Genomic DNA, 15,177 nt, shown 5'->3' with positions numbered 1-15,177 from the left:
TTCCGCCGTATCGACCGGGGACGGGTGACATGGAGACAACGCTGCGAGGCGTCGGCGTGAGCCACGGGGTGGCCATCGGCGAGGTTCGCCATATGGGGACGGCGGTCCTGGAGCCGCCGGCGAGGCAGATTCCGGCCGATGAGGCGCCGCGTGAGCAGGGGCGGGCGCGCCAGGCCGTGGAGGCCGTGGCAGCCGATCTGGTCGCGCGCGGCAATCTGGCGGGCGGCGAGGCCCAGGCCGTGCTCGAGGCGCAGGCCATGATGGCGCAGGACCCGGAGCTGATGGCCGATGTCGAGCGGCGTATCGCCGTGGGCAGCACCGCCGAGCGCGCGGTGTTCGACGCCTTCGCCGCCTACCGGGCGCTGCTCGCCGGGGCCGGTGACTATCTGGCGGGCCGGGTGGCCGACCTCGATGATGTGCGGAACCGGATCGTGGCGCGGCTGCTGGGTGTGCCGATGCCGGGTGTGCCGGACAGTGATGAGCCGTATGTGCTGATCGCGCGGGACCTCGCCCCCGCCGACACCGCGCTGCTCGACCCGACGCTGGTGCTGGGGTTCGTGACCGAGGAGGGCGGGCCGACGAGCCACAGCGCGATCCTCGCCCGTGCCCTGGGGGTGCCGGCCGTGGTCGCGCTGCCCGGTGCCGGGGATCTGGTCGAGGGAACCCTGATCGCCGTGGACGGCAGCACGGGTGAGATCTTCGTGTCCCCGAGCGAGGAGAAGCGGGCCGAGCTGACGCGGGCCGCCGAGGAGCGCCGGGCCGCGCTGGCCGCCTCCTCCGGTCCGGGTGCGACGTCGGACGGGCACAAGGTGCCGCTGCTGGCCAACGTCGGCGGACCGGCCGATGTGCCGGCGGCGGTCGAGGCGGGCGCCGAGGGTGTGGGGCTGTTCCGCACCGAGTTCCTCTTCCTCGACGACAGCACCCAGGCGCCGTCGGAGGAGAAGCAGGTCGAGGCGTACCGCCAGGTGCTGGAGGCGTTCCCCGAGGGCCGGGTGGTGGTGCGGGTCCTGGACGCGGGCGCGGACAAGCCGCTGGACTTCCTCACCCCGGCCGATGAGCCCAACCCGGCGCTGGGTGTGCGCGGTCTACGGACCCTGCTGGACCACCCCGAGGTGCTGCGGACGCAGCTCACGGCGCTGGCCAAGGCGTCGGAGGGGCTGCCGGTCTATCTCGAGGTCATGGCCCCGATGGTGGCCGACCGACTGGATGCCAAGGCGTTCGCGGACGCGTGCCGTGAGGCGGGGCTGCGGGCCAAGTTCGGCGCGATGGTGGAGATTCCGTCCGCCGCGCTGCGGGCACGCTCGATCCTTCAGGAGGTCGAGTTCCTGTCGCTGGGCACCAACGACCTGGCGCAGTACACCTTCGCGGCCGACCGTCAGGTGGGTGCGGTCTCACGGCTGCAGGACCCGTGGCAGCCCGCGCTGCTGGACCTGGTGGCGGCGTCGGCGGAGGCCGCGCAGGCCGAGGGCAAGAGCTGTGGTGTCTGCGGTGAGGCCGCTTCCGATCCGCTGCTGGCGTGTGTGCTGGCCGGTCTGGGCGTCACCAGCCTCTCCATGGGTGCGGCCTCCATTCCGTATGTGCGCGCGACGCTGGCCAAGCACACGCTCGCGCAGTGCGAGCGTGCCGCTTCCGCGGCGCGCGCGGCGGACACCGCCGAGGATGCCCGCCGGGCGGCGCAGGCGGTGCTGTCCGGCGAATGAGCCGGGTGATCTCCTGACCGTGAGCAGGTGAGCTCGTGACCGTGAGCCGGTGAGCTTTTGGTGAAGGCGTCCCGCCGTGTGGCGGGACGCCTTCGGTCATTCCGGGCTGCCGAGCGGGATGCCCGCCCGGTATTCGACGCCGTGCTCCGGGGGGATGGGTTCACCGGTCTCGGCGTCGGTGCAGTACGCGGTGAACACCTCCGCCTCGCTCAGCGGACGCAGCCAGCCGTCGTGCAGCGCCCAGCCGCGGACCGTCTCGGGGGCGTCCGCGACGATGGTGCGCAGCACCAGGCCGCCGGGGCTGCGCAGGGCGATGCCGCAGGCCAGGACGGTGCGGAAGACCAGACCCGAGGGCTCGGGCAGCTCCGGCGGGCCCGCTTCCCCGGCATCGGCGTGCAGCACGGCGACCAGCGAGGCGCCATCCGCCGGAACGCTGCAGACCAGATGGTGGACGCCTGGACCGGCCGCCTCGACGACCTTGCGCAAGGCGGCCCCGGCGCGGTCGAACGCGGCGCGGGCGGTGGTGTCGTCGCGGCACTCCCCGCGGTGGCCGGCGCGGGAGAGCAGCGCCGTGGCGTACTCCCAGGTGGCCTGCTCGTCGGCCACGCCGATGAGGCGTGGGACCAGGCTGTCGATCGGCTGGCCCTGATAGGTGACGGTGCCGCCCGCGCCGGCCAGCTCCGCCGTATAGCGAGTGCGGCTCGCGGGGGTGTCCGGGTCGAGCCGGGTGTCCGCGCAGAACTCCTCGTAGGCGACGGGGTCGAACAGGGCGACGGTGATGTGGACTCCCTTGGCCGCCAGCGCCTTCAGCAGCCCTTCCATCTGCCGTAGATACGCGCCGTGGTCGTCGAAGGCGAACGATGCGTAGCGCCGCATGGCCGCGAAGTCCCGCTCGTCGGCGAGCAGGGCCACCGTGCTGGGCACCTCTCTGCGCAGGGCGCGGCGGGCGGTCTGGCTCCTCGTCCGGTGCCGCGTCCTCGTACTCGGCTTCGCTGTCTTCGGCTTCGTCGTCCTCGGATGTGGCTTCGGCTTCCCGTGCTTGCCCCGGTGCCTGCCGGGGCTGCCCCAGTCCTCGCTCCGCTGTCCGGTGTGCGCCATGACTCCCCCTCAGCGCGGATGTTCAGTGCTCACTCACCGTAACCGGGGTCACTGACAACGCTCCGTCGCGGCGGTCCCGCACCAGGTGGCGCTGGGCGCCGCACATCGCGGCGAGCCCGGCGCCGAGGCCGAGCCAGCCGAGGGGGCCCGCCGCGATCGCCGCCGTCACCGCGAGTGGTCCCACGCTGCGCTGGACGGCCTGGGCCAGGCCGTGCACGCCGAGGTAGGCGCCCTGCGCGGTGGGCGGGGCGAGGACGACGGACAGCTCCCAGGAGATCGTGGCGTGCAGCATCTCCGCGACGGTGAAGGCGGTGGCGGCCAGCACCAGCGTGACGGCCGCGAACCAGGGTGCGCCGACGGTCGAGGCGGCCAGCGCGGCCCCGCCGAGGAGGAACGCGCCCGCCAGCGGCCACAGCGAGGTGCGTGCGGTGTGCGGGGTGGCGCCGAAACGGGCGAACGGGACCTGGAAGAGCACCACGAGCACGTTGTTGAGGACGAGCAGCAGGGGGACGAGTTGATGCGGCGCGCTGGTGGCCGTCACGGCCCACAGCGGCAGGCCGATCTTGAAGACGGAGTCGTCGAGGAAGAGGACGGCCTCGCTGGCGGTGTAGGTGAGATAGCGGCGGTCGCGCCAGGGGTTGGGGGCGGTGGTCTTCTCGGGTGCGGGTGCGGAGTCGCTGGGTGCGGAATCGCTGGGTGCGGAATCGCTGGGTGCGGAATCGTCGGGCGTGGGTTTGCTGGGTGCGGTGTCGCCGGGCGCGGATGCCTCGGATTCCACGGGCGCGGGAGTGGACTTGGCCGCTACGCGGGCGGCCGAGGGCGGTTCGGCGCAGCCGAGGGTGAACAGCGCGGAGGCGAGGAAGGAGAGCGCGTCGCCGATGAGGAGCCAGCGGTAGACGGTGACCGTACCGCCGGTGAGTGCCGCTGCCGCCGCGAGGCCGCCGACGGCCCAGCCCACGTTCATGGCGGTGCGGCTGATGGCCTGGTAGCGGACGCGGTCGGGGCCCGCGACGCGGGTGGCGTACAGCTTGGTCAGTACGGAGGCCGCGCGGTCGCCGAGACTGCCCACCGAGGCGATGGCGAGCAGGAGCCCGAGGTCGGTGGTGGTGAGGAGGGCGAGTGAGGCGACGGCGCGGACCAGTTGGACGATGATCAGCAGCGGGCGAAGCGGGACGCGGTCGGCGAGGAGGCCGCAGAGGGGTGGGCCGGCGATGCCCACGCTTCCTGACACGGCGAGCAGTACGCCGATTTCGGCGGTGCTGAGCCCGGCGGCGTAGGTGAAGTAGAGCGTCGCGGTCGCGCCCCACAGGCCCGAGCCGATCCGGTCGACGAAGGTGACGGTCAGCATGCGCCGGCCGTCCCGGCCGCCGGGGATGCGGTCGCTCAGCGCGGTGCGCCACGTTGGCTTGCCCACCTTGGTCCCCCTTGACATTCAATTTTGTATTGATACAGAATATTTTCTGTGGCGACACAATATGAGATCACCGGAGCGTCGGCCAAGGGGATTGCCGCGTCCGTCGAACAGGGCGTGGTGGAGGGGGCGTTGGCGCCCGGCACCGCGCTGCCTCCGGTGCGCCGGCTGGCCGAGCGGCTGGGCATCAGCCCCGGCACCGTCGCGACCGCCTACAAGGAGCTGCGGCGGCGCGGAATCGTGGTGACCCACGGGCGGGGCGGCACGGTGGTCGCCCCGACGCCCGCGGTCGCCTCGCGGCGCCCGCCGCCGGTGCCGGAGGGGGTGCGCGATCTGGCGGGCGGTCACCCCGATCCGGCCTTCCTCCCCGCGCTGCTGCCGACCGCCCGCCTCTCCCCCGGAGTCCGGTCGCACCGCGCCCAGCCCCGGCTGGCCGGTCTGGAGGAGCTGGCCCGCGCCTGGTACGAGCGCGATGGCGTGCCGGCCGAGCACCTCACGTTCGCCCATGGCGCGCTGGACTGTGTGGCCCGGCTCCTGTCGGTCGAGCTCAGGCCGGGTGACGCGGTGGCGATGGAGGACCCCGGCTACCACCATCTGCTGGACCTCATCCCGGCGCTGGGGCTGCGGACCGTGCCGGTGGCCGTGGACGACGAGGGGATCCGGCCGGACGCGCTGCGGGCGGCGCTGCGGTCCGGGGCGCGTGCGCTGATCTGCAGCCCGCGCGGGCAGAACCCTTACGGCGGCTGGTTCTCCGCGGGGCGGCGGGATGCGCTGCTGGGGGTTTTGGGTGAGGCGGCGGGTGAGGTGCTGGTGATCGAGGACGATCATGCGGCGGACGTCGCGGGGGTGCCGTTGTACAGCCTTACGGCGGGCGGACTGGAGCGCTGGGCGCAGGTGCGCACGGTCTCCAAGCACCTGGGGACGGACCTGCGGTGGGGTGCGCTCGCCTGCGACCGTACGACGCTGGCGCGGCATGACGGCCGGATGGTGCTGACCTCGGGCTGGGTCAGCCATGTGCTGCAGGAGACGGTGGCCCGGCTGATGACCGACCCGGAGACCCAGGGCCTGGTGGCCGCGGCGCGGTCCGCCTACGCGCGGCGGCGTGAGGCCCTGCTGGCCGAGCTGTCGGCTCGGGGGGTCGCCGCGCACGGGGCGAGCGGGATGAATGTGTGGGTGCCGGTGCGGGACGAGGCGGCGGTCGTGAACGGGTTGCGGACGCGGGGGTGGTGGGTGGCGGCCGGTGCGCGGTTTCGGCTGGGTGCTGGGGCGGGGGTGCGGATTACGACGGCGGGGTTGGGGGTGGGGGATGCGGGGGGTTTGGCGGGGATTTGGCGGGGGTGTTGGGGGAGGCGCAGGCGACGTATGGGGGGTAGGCGGGGGTTTTCCCCACCCCGCCCCTTCCCGAACCGGGGCGCTGCCCCGGGCCCCGTTGGGGCTGCGCCCCAGACCCCGTTTCGGGGCTCCGCCCCCTGACCCCCGCCGGGGCTCCGCCCCTGGACCCCGCTCCTCAAACGCCGGAGGGGCTGGAGGTGCGGACGTGCTGGGGGTGCGGACGTGCTGAAGGGGCTGGGAGTCCGGAGGGGATGAGGGCTGGAGGGGATCGGAGAAGGCTGGGGGCTGGGAGGTCCGGAGGGCCCAGAGGAGCTGGAGGATCCGGAGGAGCTGGAGGGCCCGCAGAAGCTGGAGGGCCCGCAGAAGCTGGAGGGCCCGCAGGAGCTGGAGGATCCGGCTGCTCCCCCGACCTAAGATCGCGGCTCCCCCGGGCGACCTTCCTCTCAAGCCCCAGCCGCGCCCCCCGCCTGAGCCGCGCCGCGCTTCTCCTCCGCCAGGCGTTCGTAGTACCGCAGGAGCTCCACGTCGTCCACCGAGCCCGGGTTGACCGCCTTGTCCAGGGAGGTGCCCTGGAGGAGGCGCTTGACCGGGACCTCGATGCGTTTGCCGGTCAGGGTGTGGGGGACGCCGGGGACCTCGATGATCTCGTCCGGGACGTGGCGTGGGGAGAGCTGGGTGCGGATGGTGGTCTTGATGCGGGTCAGGAGGTCCTCGTTCAGGGTGGCGCCGGGGGCCAGGTGGACGAAGAGTGGCATCCAGTAGCCGCCGTCGGGTTGTTCGACGCCGATGACGAGGGATTCGCGGATCTCCGGGAGCCGTTCGACCGCCTCGTAGATGTCGGCGGAGCCCATCCGGACACCCTGGCGGTTGAGGGTGGAGTCGGAGCGGCCGTGGATGACCACGGTGCCGCGGGAGGTCAGGGTGATCCAGTCGCCGTGGCGCCACGCGCCGGGGAACATCTCGAAGTAGCTGTCGCGGTAGCGGCTGCCGTCGGGGTCGTTCCAGAAGCGGACCGGCATCGACGGCATGGGGCGGGCCACGATGAGTTCGCCGACCTCGTCGACCACCGGTTCGCCCTGTGGGTCCCAGGCCTGGAGGTCGGTGCCGAGGCCGGGGGCCTGCAGTTCGCCGATGTAGACGGGGAGGGTGGGCACGGCGCCCGCGAAGCAGCTGCACACATCGGTGCCGCCGCTGACGGAGGCGATCCACATGTCCTCGGCCACCTCGTCGTGGATCCACCGGAAGCCGTCGGGCGGCAGCGGGGAGCCGGTGGTGGCGACGCAGGTGATCCGGGAGAGGTCGAAGTCGCGGCCCGGGTGGACATCGGCCTTGCGGCAGGCCATGACGTATGCGGCGGAGGTGCCGTAGAGCGTGGTTCCGGTGCGCTCGGCGACGCGCCACTGGGCGGCGGTGTCCGGATAGCCGGGGCTGCCGTCGTAGAGGACCACGGTGGCGCCGACCAGCAGCCCGGACACCAGGAAGTTCCACATCATCCAGCCGGTGGAGGTGTACCAGAAGAAGCGGGCGCCGGGGCCGAGGTCGCAGTGGAGGCCGAGCTGCTTGAGGTGTTCGAGCAGGATGCCGCCCTGGGACTGGACGATCGCCTTGGGCAGGCCGGTGGTGCCGGAGGAGTAGAGCACCCACAGGGGGTGGTCGAAGGGCAGCGGCTCGAAGACCGGCTCCACCGGTTCGCGGACGATGTCGTCCCAGACGAGCGCGCCCTCGGGGGCGGGGGTGTCCAGCAGCGGGATGTGGACGACGGCGCGCAGGCTGGGCAGCTCGGCGCGGAGCTCGGCCACGGTCGCGGTGCGGTCGTGGGTCTTTCCGCCGTAGCGGTAGCCGTCGATGGTGAAGAGCACCACCGGTTCGACCTGCTGGAAACGGTCCAGGACGCTGCGGGCGCCGAAGTCGGGGGCGCAGGAGGTCCATACGGCGCCGACGGCGGCGGTGGCCAGGAGGGCGACGGTGGCCTGGGGGATGTTGGGGACATAGCCGCTGACCCGGTCGCCCGGGCGGACGCCGAGGCGGCGCAACTCGGCGGCGACGGCGCCGACCTGGCCGCGCAGTTCGGCCCAGCTGACCGGGCGCGGGTCATCGGTCTCGTCGACGTGGAGCAGCGCGGGCTCGTCGGCGCGGGCGGGGTCCTCGGCGGCGCGCAGGGCGTGCTCGGCGTAGTTGAGGGTGGCGCCGGGGAACCAGCGGGCACCGGGCATGGTGGCATCCGCGAGCACCCGTTCGTACGGGGTGGTGAAGCGCACCTCGAACCATTCGGCGACCGCCTGCCAGAAGGTCTCCAGCTCCTCCACCGACCAGCGGTGCAGCGCGGCGTAGCCCGCGGCCGGGTCGTCCTTGCTGGGGGCGGGCGCGCCGTGACGCTCGGCCGCCCAGGCGTGGAAGGCGGTCAGCCGGGACCGGGCGATCCGGTCCGCGCCGGGCTGCCACAGGGGCTGTGGCCGATGGTCGGAGTGGGCTGCGGTGGTCATGGCTGTCGGCTCCCGGGCTGTCCGCGTCGGATGTGTCCGTGGGTGGTGCATCCGCCTCGTATGCGTCCGGTCAGGACGATGCCATGTGATCGACTCCGACACCAGGGGCGCCACTCCACATCACAGGGCGGGATCATGTGGGAGGACCACAGGTGAACGGCAGTTGAACCATATATCTGCCGGGCGTCGGCAATGGCAGGCTGATCAGTATGGATGCGCGTGACCTGGTGCGGTCGGAGAAGCTGGTGCGGTCGGTGAAGGTGATCTGCACGGCGCAGGGGCTGCGGTCACTGCGCTCGGCGTGGCGGCGTCGGCGTTCCGACGCGGTCGGGCTGCCCCGCCGGGGCACCGAGCTGGCCCGGGTGCCGGGTGAGGTGGAGGGGGCCGATCCGGAGCCGGGTGGTGGGGTGGTGCGGTTCGCCAGGTCCTCGCTGCGGGTGCGGGTGACCACGGGTGGCGCGGTGTTCTGCGGCTGGGACGGGGCCGAGCCGGAGCCGTCGTACGCACTGGCCGGGCCGTGTCCGGAGGCGGACGAGCGGGCGGAGCTGGAGCCGGACACCGGGGGCGGCTGGCGGGTGGTGTCCGAGCGGGTCACGGTGATGGTGTCGCGGACCGGCACGGTGGAGGTGCGCACCCCGGGCGGGGTGGTGCTGCGGCGGGATCTGCCACCGCGCTGGTGGGAGCCGGCCGGGGCGCCGGGGCCCGCGGAGCCGGGGGCTGGGGTGGGCGGGGAGGGCGCGCGCTGGCTGCAGCGGTCCGAAGTGGCGGCGGACGCACGGTTCTTCGGGCTCGGCGGTCGGGCGTCGGGGCCGCGGCTGCGGGGCGGTGTGTACCGGCTGTGGAACACCGATCCGGGCGGCAGCTTCGGGCCGGGCGACGATCCGCTGTATCTGACCATGCCGGTGCAGCTGGTGGTGGCCGACGCGGGCACCCATCTGGTGTTCCACGACAACTCCTGGGACGGCTCGGTCACCCTGCGGGAGGGCGAGGAGGGCGCGGGTTCGGGCCACGACCGGCCCGGCGGCTGCCGGACGCGGATGGAGGGCGGCCCGCTGCGCTACTGGGTGATCGTGGGTACCCCGGCGCGGGTGCTGCACGGCTGGACGGCGCTGACGGGCGCCCCGGCCGTTCCGCCGCGGTGGGCGCTCGGCCACCATCACGCGCGCTGGGGGTTCCGCGACGCGGAGGAGGTGCGGCGGGTGGTGGCGGGCTACCGGGAGCGGGATCTGCCGCTGTCCGCGCTGCATCTGGACATCGACCACTTCGTCGGCCACCGGGTGTTCACGGTGGACGGCGCGCGCTTTCCCGATCTGCCGGGGCTCGCCGCCGAGCTGCTCGCGGACGGGGTGCGGCTGGTGTCGATCGTCGACCCGGCGGTGAAGGCGGAGCCGGGCAACGCGGTGTACGCGAGCGGGGTGGCGGAGGACGTCTTCGTGCGCGACACCCGGGGCCGTGAGGTGCGCGGAGTGGTGTGGCCGGGCGAATCGGTGTTCCCCGACTTCACCGATCCGCGGGTGCGCAAGTGGTGGGGCGGGCTGTACGCGGAGCGGCTGGCGCAGGGCTTCTCCGGAGTGTGGCACGACATGAACGAGCCGGTGTCGTTCGCCGCCTTCGGGGAGACCACCCTGCCGCGCTCGGCCCGGCACGCCCTGGAGGGCCGCGGCGGCGACCACCGCGAGGCGCACAACGTCTACGCGCTGGCGATGGCGCGGGCCGGCTACGAGGGGCTGTGCGAGCTGCGCCCCGACGAGCGGCCGTTCCTCTTCTCGCGCTCGGGGTGGGCGGGGCTGCAGCGGTACGGGGGCAGCTGGTCCGGCGATGTGGCCACGGGCTGGGCGGGGCTGCGGGCCTCGCTGTCGCTGGTGATCGGGCTGGGCCTGTCCGGGGTGCCGTATTCGGGGCCCGACATCGGCGGCTTCACCGGCCTTCCGTCGCCGGAGCTGTATCTGCGCTGGTTCCAGCTGGGCGCGTATCTGCCGCTGTTCCGCACCCATTCGGCGATTTCGGCGGGGCGGCGGGAGCCGTGGGAGTTCGGCTCGGAGGTGCTGGAGCACGCGGCGGCGGCGCTGCGCGAACGGCAGCGGCTGATGCCCTACTTCACGACACTGGCGCAACTGGCCGCGCGCACCGGCGCCCCTTACGTGCGCCCCGTCTGGTGGCGGACGCCCAAGGACCGCGCGCTGCGCGACTGCGAGGACGCCTTTCTGCTGGGCGACGCCCTGCTGGTGGCGCCGGTACTGGAGGAGGGCGCCCGCCGGCGGCCGGTGCGACTGCCGCGCGGCCGCTGGTACGACACGGTGACCGGCCGGGCGTACGACGGCCCGGGCCATGTGGTGCTGGACGCCCCACTGTCGGGCGTCCCGGTACTGGCCCGGGCCGGTTCGGTGGTTCCGGTGACGGGGGCGGACGGCGGGGTGGAGCTGGAGGTGTGGACACCGTGTCAGGGCCGTAAGGGCGCGGGCGCGGGCACGCTGGCCGTGGAGACGGGCGACGGCTGGGAGAAGCCGGAGCTGCTGCGGTTCGCCACCCGGCTGCGGGACGGTGTGCTGACGATAGAGCGGGAGGGCGGTGGCGAGGTGGGATATCCGGTACGGATACGGGGTGAGGCACCGCCGGAGGAGGGCAAGCCGTCGCGTCGCACGAGTTGAGGGGGCGCGCGTCGCGGGTCGCCGTGCGGGCGGCCGGTGTTCAGGTACCGCTCCGGCGGCAGAACTTCGTCTGGAGCAGATCGGTGAAGATGCCGATGGGGTCGTCCCAACCGCCGTCGCACCAGTCGCCGTTGACGTTGGCGGTGACCATCTGTTCGCCATCGCGGGCGCCGTAGCTGTAGGACCACGATCCGAACAGCGCGCCCCCCATGCCCCAGACCGTCTCCCCGCAGGGCAGTGTCACTGAGGAAACGCCCAGGCCGTAGGCGGCGTTGGAGATCCAGTCGCGGGTGGGCACGGTGGTGAACATGTCGTGTTGCTGGTCCGGGGGCAGTATCCGGCCTCCCAGCAGGGCGCCGAAGAACCGGTTGAGGTCACCGGCGGTGGAGATCATGCCGCCGGCTGCCCAGAACATGGCTGCATCGAGCTCGGTCGCGTCGTGGACCGGCGCGCCGGGGTCGGTCCGGAACAGCTTTGTGTAGTGCCGGGAGTGTGGCCCGTGGATCGTCGGGTCGCTGCCGTGCGGCAGGTACGTGCCCGTCAGGCCGAGTGGGCGGGAGATCCGCTCTGCGATCTCCTCGGCAAGCGCGCGGCCGGTGGCCCGTTCGATGATCATGCCCGCGAGGACGTAGTTGGTGTTGGAGTACGCCCATCCCGAACCCGGTGCGAAGGTGGGCGGATGGGATACGGCGATCCGCACCAGTGACTCGGGGGTGTGTGTCTCGGAACGGTTCAGCGCTTCCTGGTCGTCGGTGTAGTTGAAGATCCCGCTGGTGTGGTTGAGCAGCATGCGGATGTTCACGCCGGCACCGTCGTGGTGATGGCCGTGGACCACGCCGGGCAGCCACTGTTCCGCGGTGTCAGCCAGGCTCAGCCTGCCTTCGGCCGCCAGCCGCAGCACGACGGTGGCCACGAACGTCTTGCTGATGCTGCCGATCCGGAACCGGTCCTGCTGTGAGCGCTCGCGGCCGGTTCGGGTGTCGGCCACTCCCGCGGTCCCGAACCACTGCCGGTCGCCGTCGCGGACCTCAGCGAGAATGCCGGGAAGGCCGCCTTGAGCGACGGCTTGCCGAAGTAATCGCTGGATCGCCTGGTAGTCCTCGGCGGTTGAGTCCGGCGCGGGCTCGGACAGGGCGCCGGCAGCCTTGGCTGATGCGGCGTCCGGTCGGGCGCCGAGCGTCTGCCGTACGCGGTCGGCCAGTTCGGTCTGATCGATGCCGGCCAAGGCGAGAGCGCGTGGCACGGTGCCGATAGGAGCCTGCAGGATCCCGAGCAGCAGATGCGCCGACCCCAGGTCCTTCTTGCGGGCGGAGGCGAAGCTCCGCTCCAGTGCGAGTCTGGCGGACCCACCCAACTTGGGCTGCCGGGAGGCGTGGCTCGGCCTGGGGAGGTCATAGGTGGCCGGGGACACTCCGATCAGGCTCAGGCTGTGCTCGAACTCCCGGTCCAGTGCCTCGCGGACGGCAGCGTGATCGATCCCGGCCGAGGCCAGGACCCGCTGTGCGGTGGACCCCTGATCGGCGGCGAGCGACAGCAGGAGATGGTGCGCGTCGATCGTCGCCGACCCGTCCTCGTGGGCTTCGTGCGTCGCCCGCACGATGACCGCGTGCAGGTACTTGTCAAACGCGCTCATCGCCGCGCCTCCTCAGCTTGACTCCGGCGGCGATGAGCCGCTTGGCGTGCTTCTTGTGGACGGCTTGGCGGGTGACACCGAGTGCCTCGGAGACCTGCGGCCAGCTCCAGCCCGCCCGCATGGCCTGCTCGACGGCGGCGTCCTCCAGTTGATCGGCGAGGCGCCGCAACGCCACGACGGCCGCCAGGCTGTCAGCGGGCTCCTGAGGAAGGGGATTCTTGGCGCCGGACACGCAGGCAACTGTAGTTGACTCATAGGGTTAGTCAACCCGAGTTGCTCATGACGGGGACAGAGCCGGGGGGTTGTGGGCGGTGGCTTGTTTCCGGTTCTGGTGGGTGGGATAAGTGATGGGCATGCCAAGACTCGCCGTCGCGCTGCGTGCGCTCGCCCTGCCCGTTGCCGCTCTGCTGGCCGTCGCTCCGTCCGCTCCGGCGCAGGCGAAGCCGGAGCCGAAGGCTCCGAAGGAGTTCGTGGCCCTCAGCGACGTCGATCCGACGATCCTTCAGGAGATCCGCTACTTCACACCGCACAACTTCACCGGCGAACCGGTGGACGGCTACCGCCGGCCGATGTGCATCCTGACCCGCCCGGCGGCCGAGGCGCTGCACCAGGCGCAGCGGCAACTCCTGCGGCGCGGCTACACGTTGAAGGTGTACGACTGCTATCGGCCGCAGCGCGCGGTGAACGACTTCGTGGAGTGGGCCAAGGACCTGGGCGACCAGCGGATGAAGGGCGAGTTCTATCCGCAGGTCGACAAGACCCGGCTGTTCGAGGACGGCTATATCGCGGAGAAGTCGGGGCACAGCCGGGGCAGCACCATGGACCTGACGATCGTGCGGCTGCCCGCGCTGCCCACCCGGCCCTATGTGCCGGGCGAAAAGCTGGTGCCGTGCTACGCGGCCGAGAAGGACCGCTTCCCGGACAACTCGGTGGACATGGGGACCGGGTACGACTGCTTCGACACGCTCTCGCATACGCTCGATCCGCGGATCAAGGGCGCGCAGCGGGCCAACCGGCTGCTGCTCAAGGGGACGTTGGAGAAGCTCGGCTTCGTCAATCTGGCCGAGGAGTGGTGGCACTACACGTACCAGCCGGAGCTGTTCCCGGACACCTACTTCGACTTCCCGGTCTCGCGCCGCTCGCTGACCGGCTGAGCCTCACAGCCGTCCCCCCGCGGCGTCCGAGGACAGCCGCTGGGCGATGTAGACAGGGATCACGGACGCCAGGATGAGGAGCGCGGCGACGACGTTGACGACGGGGGCCTGGTGGGGGCGGGCCAGGTTCTCGTAGATCCAGATGGGCAGGGTGCGGGTGCCGGGCCCGGCGGTGAAGGTCGTGACGACGATCTCGTCGAAGGAGAGCGCGAAGGCCAGCAGTCCGCCCGCGAAGAGCGCCGAGCGCATGGCGGGGAAGGTGACGTACCGGAAGGTCTGCCAGGGGCGCGCCCCGAGGTCCGCGGACGCCTCGGCCAGGGAGGGCGCGATACGGCGCAGCCGGGCACCGATGTTGTTGAAGACGATGACGACGCAGAACGTGGCATGTCCCACGACCACCGTGAACAGGCCGAAGCCGATGCCGATCGGGTCGAGGACGGTGCGAAAGGCGGCGTTGAGGGCGATGCCGCTGACGATGCCGGGCAGCGCGATGGGCAGGACGAGCAGGAAGGACACGGTCCGCCGTCCGAAGAAACGGTGGCGGTGGACGGCGTACGCGGCCAGGGTGCCGAGCACCAGGGCGATCGCGGTGGCCGCGAGTCCGGCCTTGAGCGAGGTGAGCAGGGCCTGGCGGGCGCCCTCGCTGTGCAGGGCGGCCCGCCACCAGCGGCCGGTGAATCCGCTGGGCGGCCAGCCGAAGGAGCGGTCGGTGTTGACGGAGTTGAGCAGCACCAGCAGCAGCGGGACGTAGACGATCGCGAGGCCGGCCGCGGTGACACAGCCGAGGACGACGCGGGCGGTGCGCGAGATGCGCATGTGTCCACCTCCTGGAGCGACTGGAGCGACTAGGGCGGCTAGAGCGGCTAGAGCGGCTAGAGCGAGTCGAGGGCGCCCGCACGGCGTACGGCGGCCAGATAGCAGACGATGAGGACCACGGGTACGGCGGAGAGCGCGGCGGCCATCGGCAGGTCCAGGGTGACCTGCGAGGCGATGACGTTGCCCAGCAGCTGGGTCTTGCCGCCGACGATCTGCACGGTGAGGTAGTCGCCCAGGCTGAGCGAGAAGGTGAAGACGGATCCGGCGAGCACGGCGGGGCGTACGGCGGGCAGGACGACGGAGCGCAGGGTGCGCCAGGCGCCGGCGCCGAGGTCGGCGGAGGCTTCCAGCATGCGCTCGGGAAGCCGTTCGAGGGCCGCGTACACCGGCAGGATCATGTAGGGCAGCCAGAGGTAGGCGAGCACGATGACGACGGCGGTGGTGCCGTAGCCGGGTCCGTGCAGCCCGAACGGGGCGAGGGCGGCACCCACCACGCCGTCCTCGCCGAGCATGACCCGCCAGGCGTAGGCCTTGACCAGATAGCCGGCCCACAGCGGGGTGAGCACGGCGACCAGCAGCGGCCGCCGCCAACGCCCGCCCGCGACCCGCGCCATGAAGAACGCCATGGGCAGGGCGAGGAGCGCGTCGACGACGGTGACGGCGGCCGCGATGGACAGGGTGCGCAGGGCGATGGTGCGGTAGACGGGGGTGGTCAGCAGCTCGTGGAAGTTGTCGGTGTTCCAGGTGTGGACGACATCGGAGGTGAAGGAGTCGGTGGCCCAGAAGGCCGACAGCAGCAGGATGGCGAGCGAGCCCAGATAGGCCAGGGTCAGCCAGAGCAGGGGCGGGGCGAGGAGCGCGGTCAGCCGCAGCCGCGAGCCTGGGGTGGGCGCGGCGGGCAT

11 protein-coding genes are annotated in these 15,177 nt (G+C 72.3%); 4 read left to right on the top strand and 7 right to left on the bottom strand.

What is annotated here, in order from left to right; all coding sequences use genetic code 11:
* Nucleotides 1–29: 29 nt before the first annotated feature.
* Nucleotides 30–1,700, top strand: a complete 1,671-nt coding sequence (gene ptsP / locus BLV72_RS41365; protein ID WP_093468920.1) for a phosphoenolpyruvate--protein phosphotransferase — start codon at nt 30–32, stop codon at nt 1,698–1,700.
* Nucleotides 1,701–1,796: 96 nt separating this feature from the next.
* Here ptsP and BLV72_RS41360 read toward each other — a convergent pair whose 3' ends face one another.
* Together BLV72_RS41360 and BLV72_RS41355 are read right to left on the bottom strand one after the other, a co-directional pair.
* Complete coding sequence (locus BLV72_RS41360) at nt 1,797–2,798, bottom strand: hypothetical protein (protein WP_093468919.1); 1,002 nt, start codon at nt 2,796–2,798, stop codon at nt 1,797–1,799.
* Between the two features lie 22 nt (nt 2,799–2,820).
* Entirely contained in the window at nt 2,821–4,212 is a 1,392-nt protein-coding gene (locus tag BLV72_RS41355) for an MFS transporter (RefSeq protein ID WP_280143041.1), read from the bottom strand.
* Between the two features lie 48 nt (nt 4,213–4,260).
* Between BLV72_RS41355 and BLV72_RS41350 the strand changes: the two genes are divergently transcribed.
* Entirely contained in the window at nt 4,261–5,682 is a 1,422-nt protein-coding gene (locus BLV72_RS41350) for an aminotransferase class I/II-fold pyridoxal phosphate-dependent enzyme (RefSeq protein WP_208905900.1), read from the top strand.
* Nucleotides 5,683–5,984: 302 nt separating this feature from the next.
* Here the strand turns inward: BLV72_RS41350 and BLV72_RS41345 are convergent, their stop codons facing one another.
* Nucleotides 5,985–8,024 (bottom strand): acetoacetate--CoA ligase, encoded by a 2,040-nt coding sequence (locus BLV72_RS41345; RefSeq protein WP_093468917.1) that lies wholly within the window; start codon nt 8,022–8,024, stop codon nt 5,985–5,987.
* A 209-nt stretch (nt 8,025–8,233) separates the two neighbouring features.
* Between BLV72_RS41345 and BLV72_RS41340 the strand changes: the two genes are divergently transcribed.
* Entirely contained in the window at nt 8,234–10,672 is a 2,439-nt protein-coding gene (locus BLV72_RS41340; protein WP_093468916.1) for a glycoside hydrolase family 31 protein, read from the top strand.
* A 40-nt stretch (nt 10,673–10,712) separates the two neighbouring features.
* Here BLV72_RS41340 and BLV72_RS41335 read toward each other — a convergent pair whose 3' ends face one another.
* The gene (locus tag BLV72_RS41335) at nt 10,713–12,305 is read right to left on the bottom strand and encodes a serine hydrolase domain-containing protein (protein ID WP_093468914.1); all 1,593 of its coding nucleotides are present in this window, start codon (nt 12,303–12,305) and stop codon (nt 10,713–10,715) included.
* Complete coding sequence (locus tag BLV72_RS41330) at nt 12,292–12,537, bottom strand: hypothetical protein (RefSeq protein ID WP_093468913.1); 246 nt, start codon at nt 12,535–12,537, stop codon at nt 12,292–12,294. Before BLV72_RS41330 ends, BLV72_RS41335 begins: the two co-directional genes overlap by 14 nt.
* A gap of 121 nt (nt 12,538–12,658) precedes the next feature.
* Between BLV72_RS41330 and BLV72_RS41325 the strand changes: the two genes are divergently transcribed.
* Nucleotides 12,659–13,459, top strand: a complete 801-nt coding sequence (locus tag BLV72_RS41325) for a M15 family metallopeptidase (protein ID WP_093470836.1) — start codon at nt 12,659–12,661, stop codon at nt 13,457–13,459.
* Between the two features lie 3 nt (nt 13,460–13,462).
* Here BLV72_RS41325 and BLV72_RS41320 read toward each other — a convergent pair whose 3' ends face one another.
* Together BLV72_RS41320 and BLV72_RS41315 are read right to left on the bottom strand one after the other, a co-directional pair.
* On the bottom strand, nt 13,463–14,275 hold the full coding sequence (locus BLV72_RS41320) for an ABC transporter permease (RefSeq protein ID WP_093468911.1): 813 nt from the start codon (nt 14,273–14,275) through the stop codon (nt 13,463–13,465).
* A gap of 56 nt (nt 14,276–14,331) precedes the next feature.
* Nucleotides 14,332–15,177, bottom strand: a complete 846-nt coding sequence (locus tag BLV72_RS41315) for an ABC transporter permease (protein WP_093468910.1) — start codon at nt 15,175–15,177, stop codon at nt 14,332–14,334.

This window comes from Streptomyces melanosporofaciens (genome assembly GCF_900105695.1).
GTDB lineage: Bacteria > Actinomycetota > Actinomycetes > Streptomycetales > Streptomycetaceae > Streptomyces > Streptomyces antimycoticus.
Note: the sequence above shows the minus strand (reverse complement) of the source record. Positions and strands in the feature narration are given on the sequence as shown.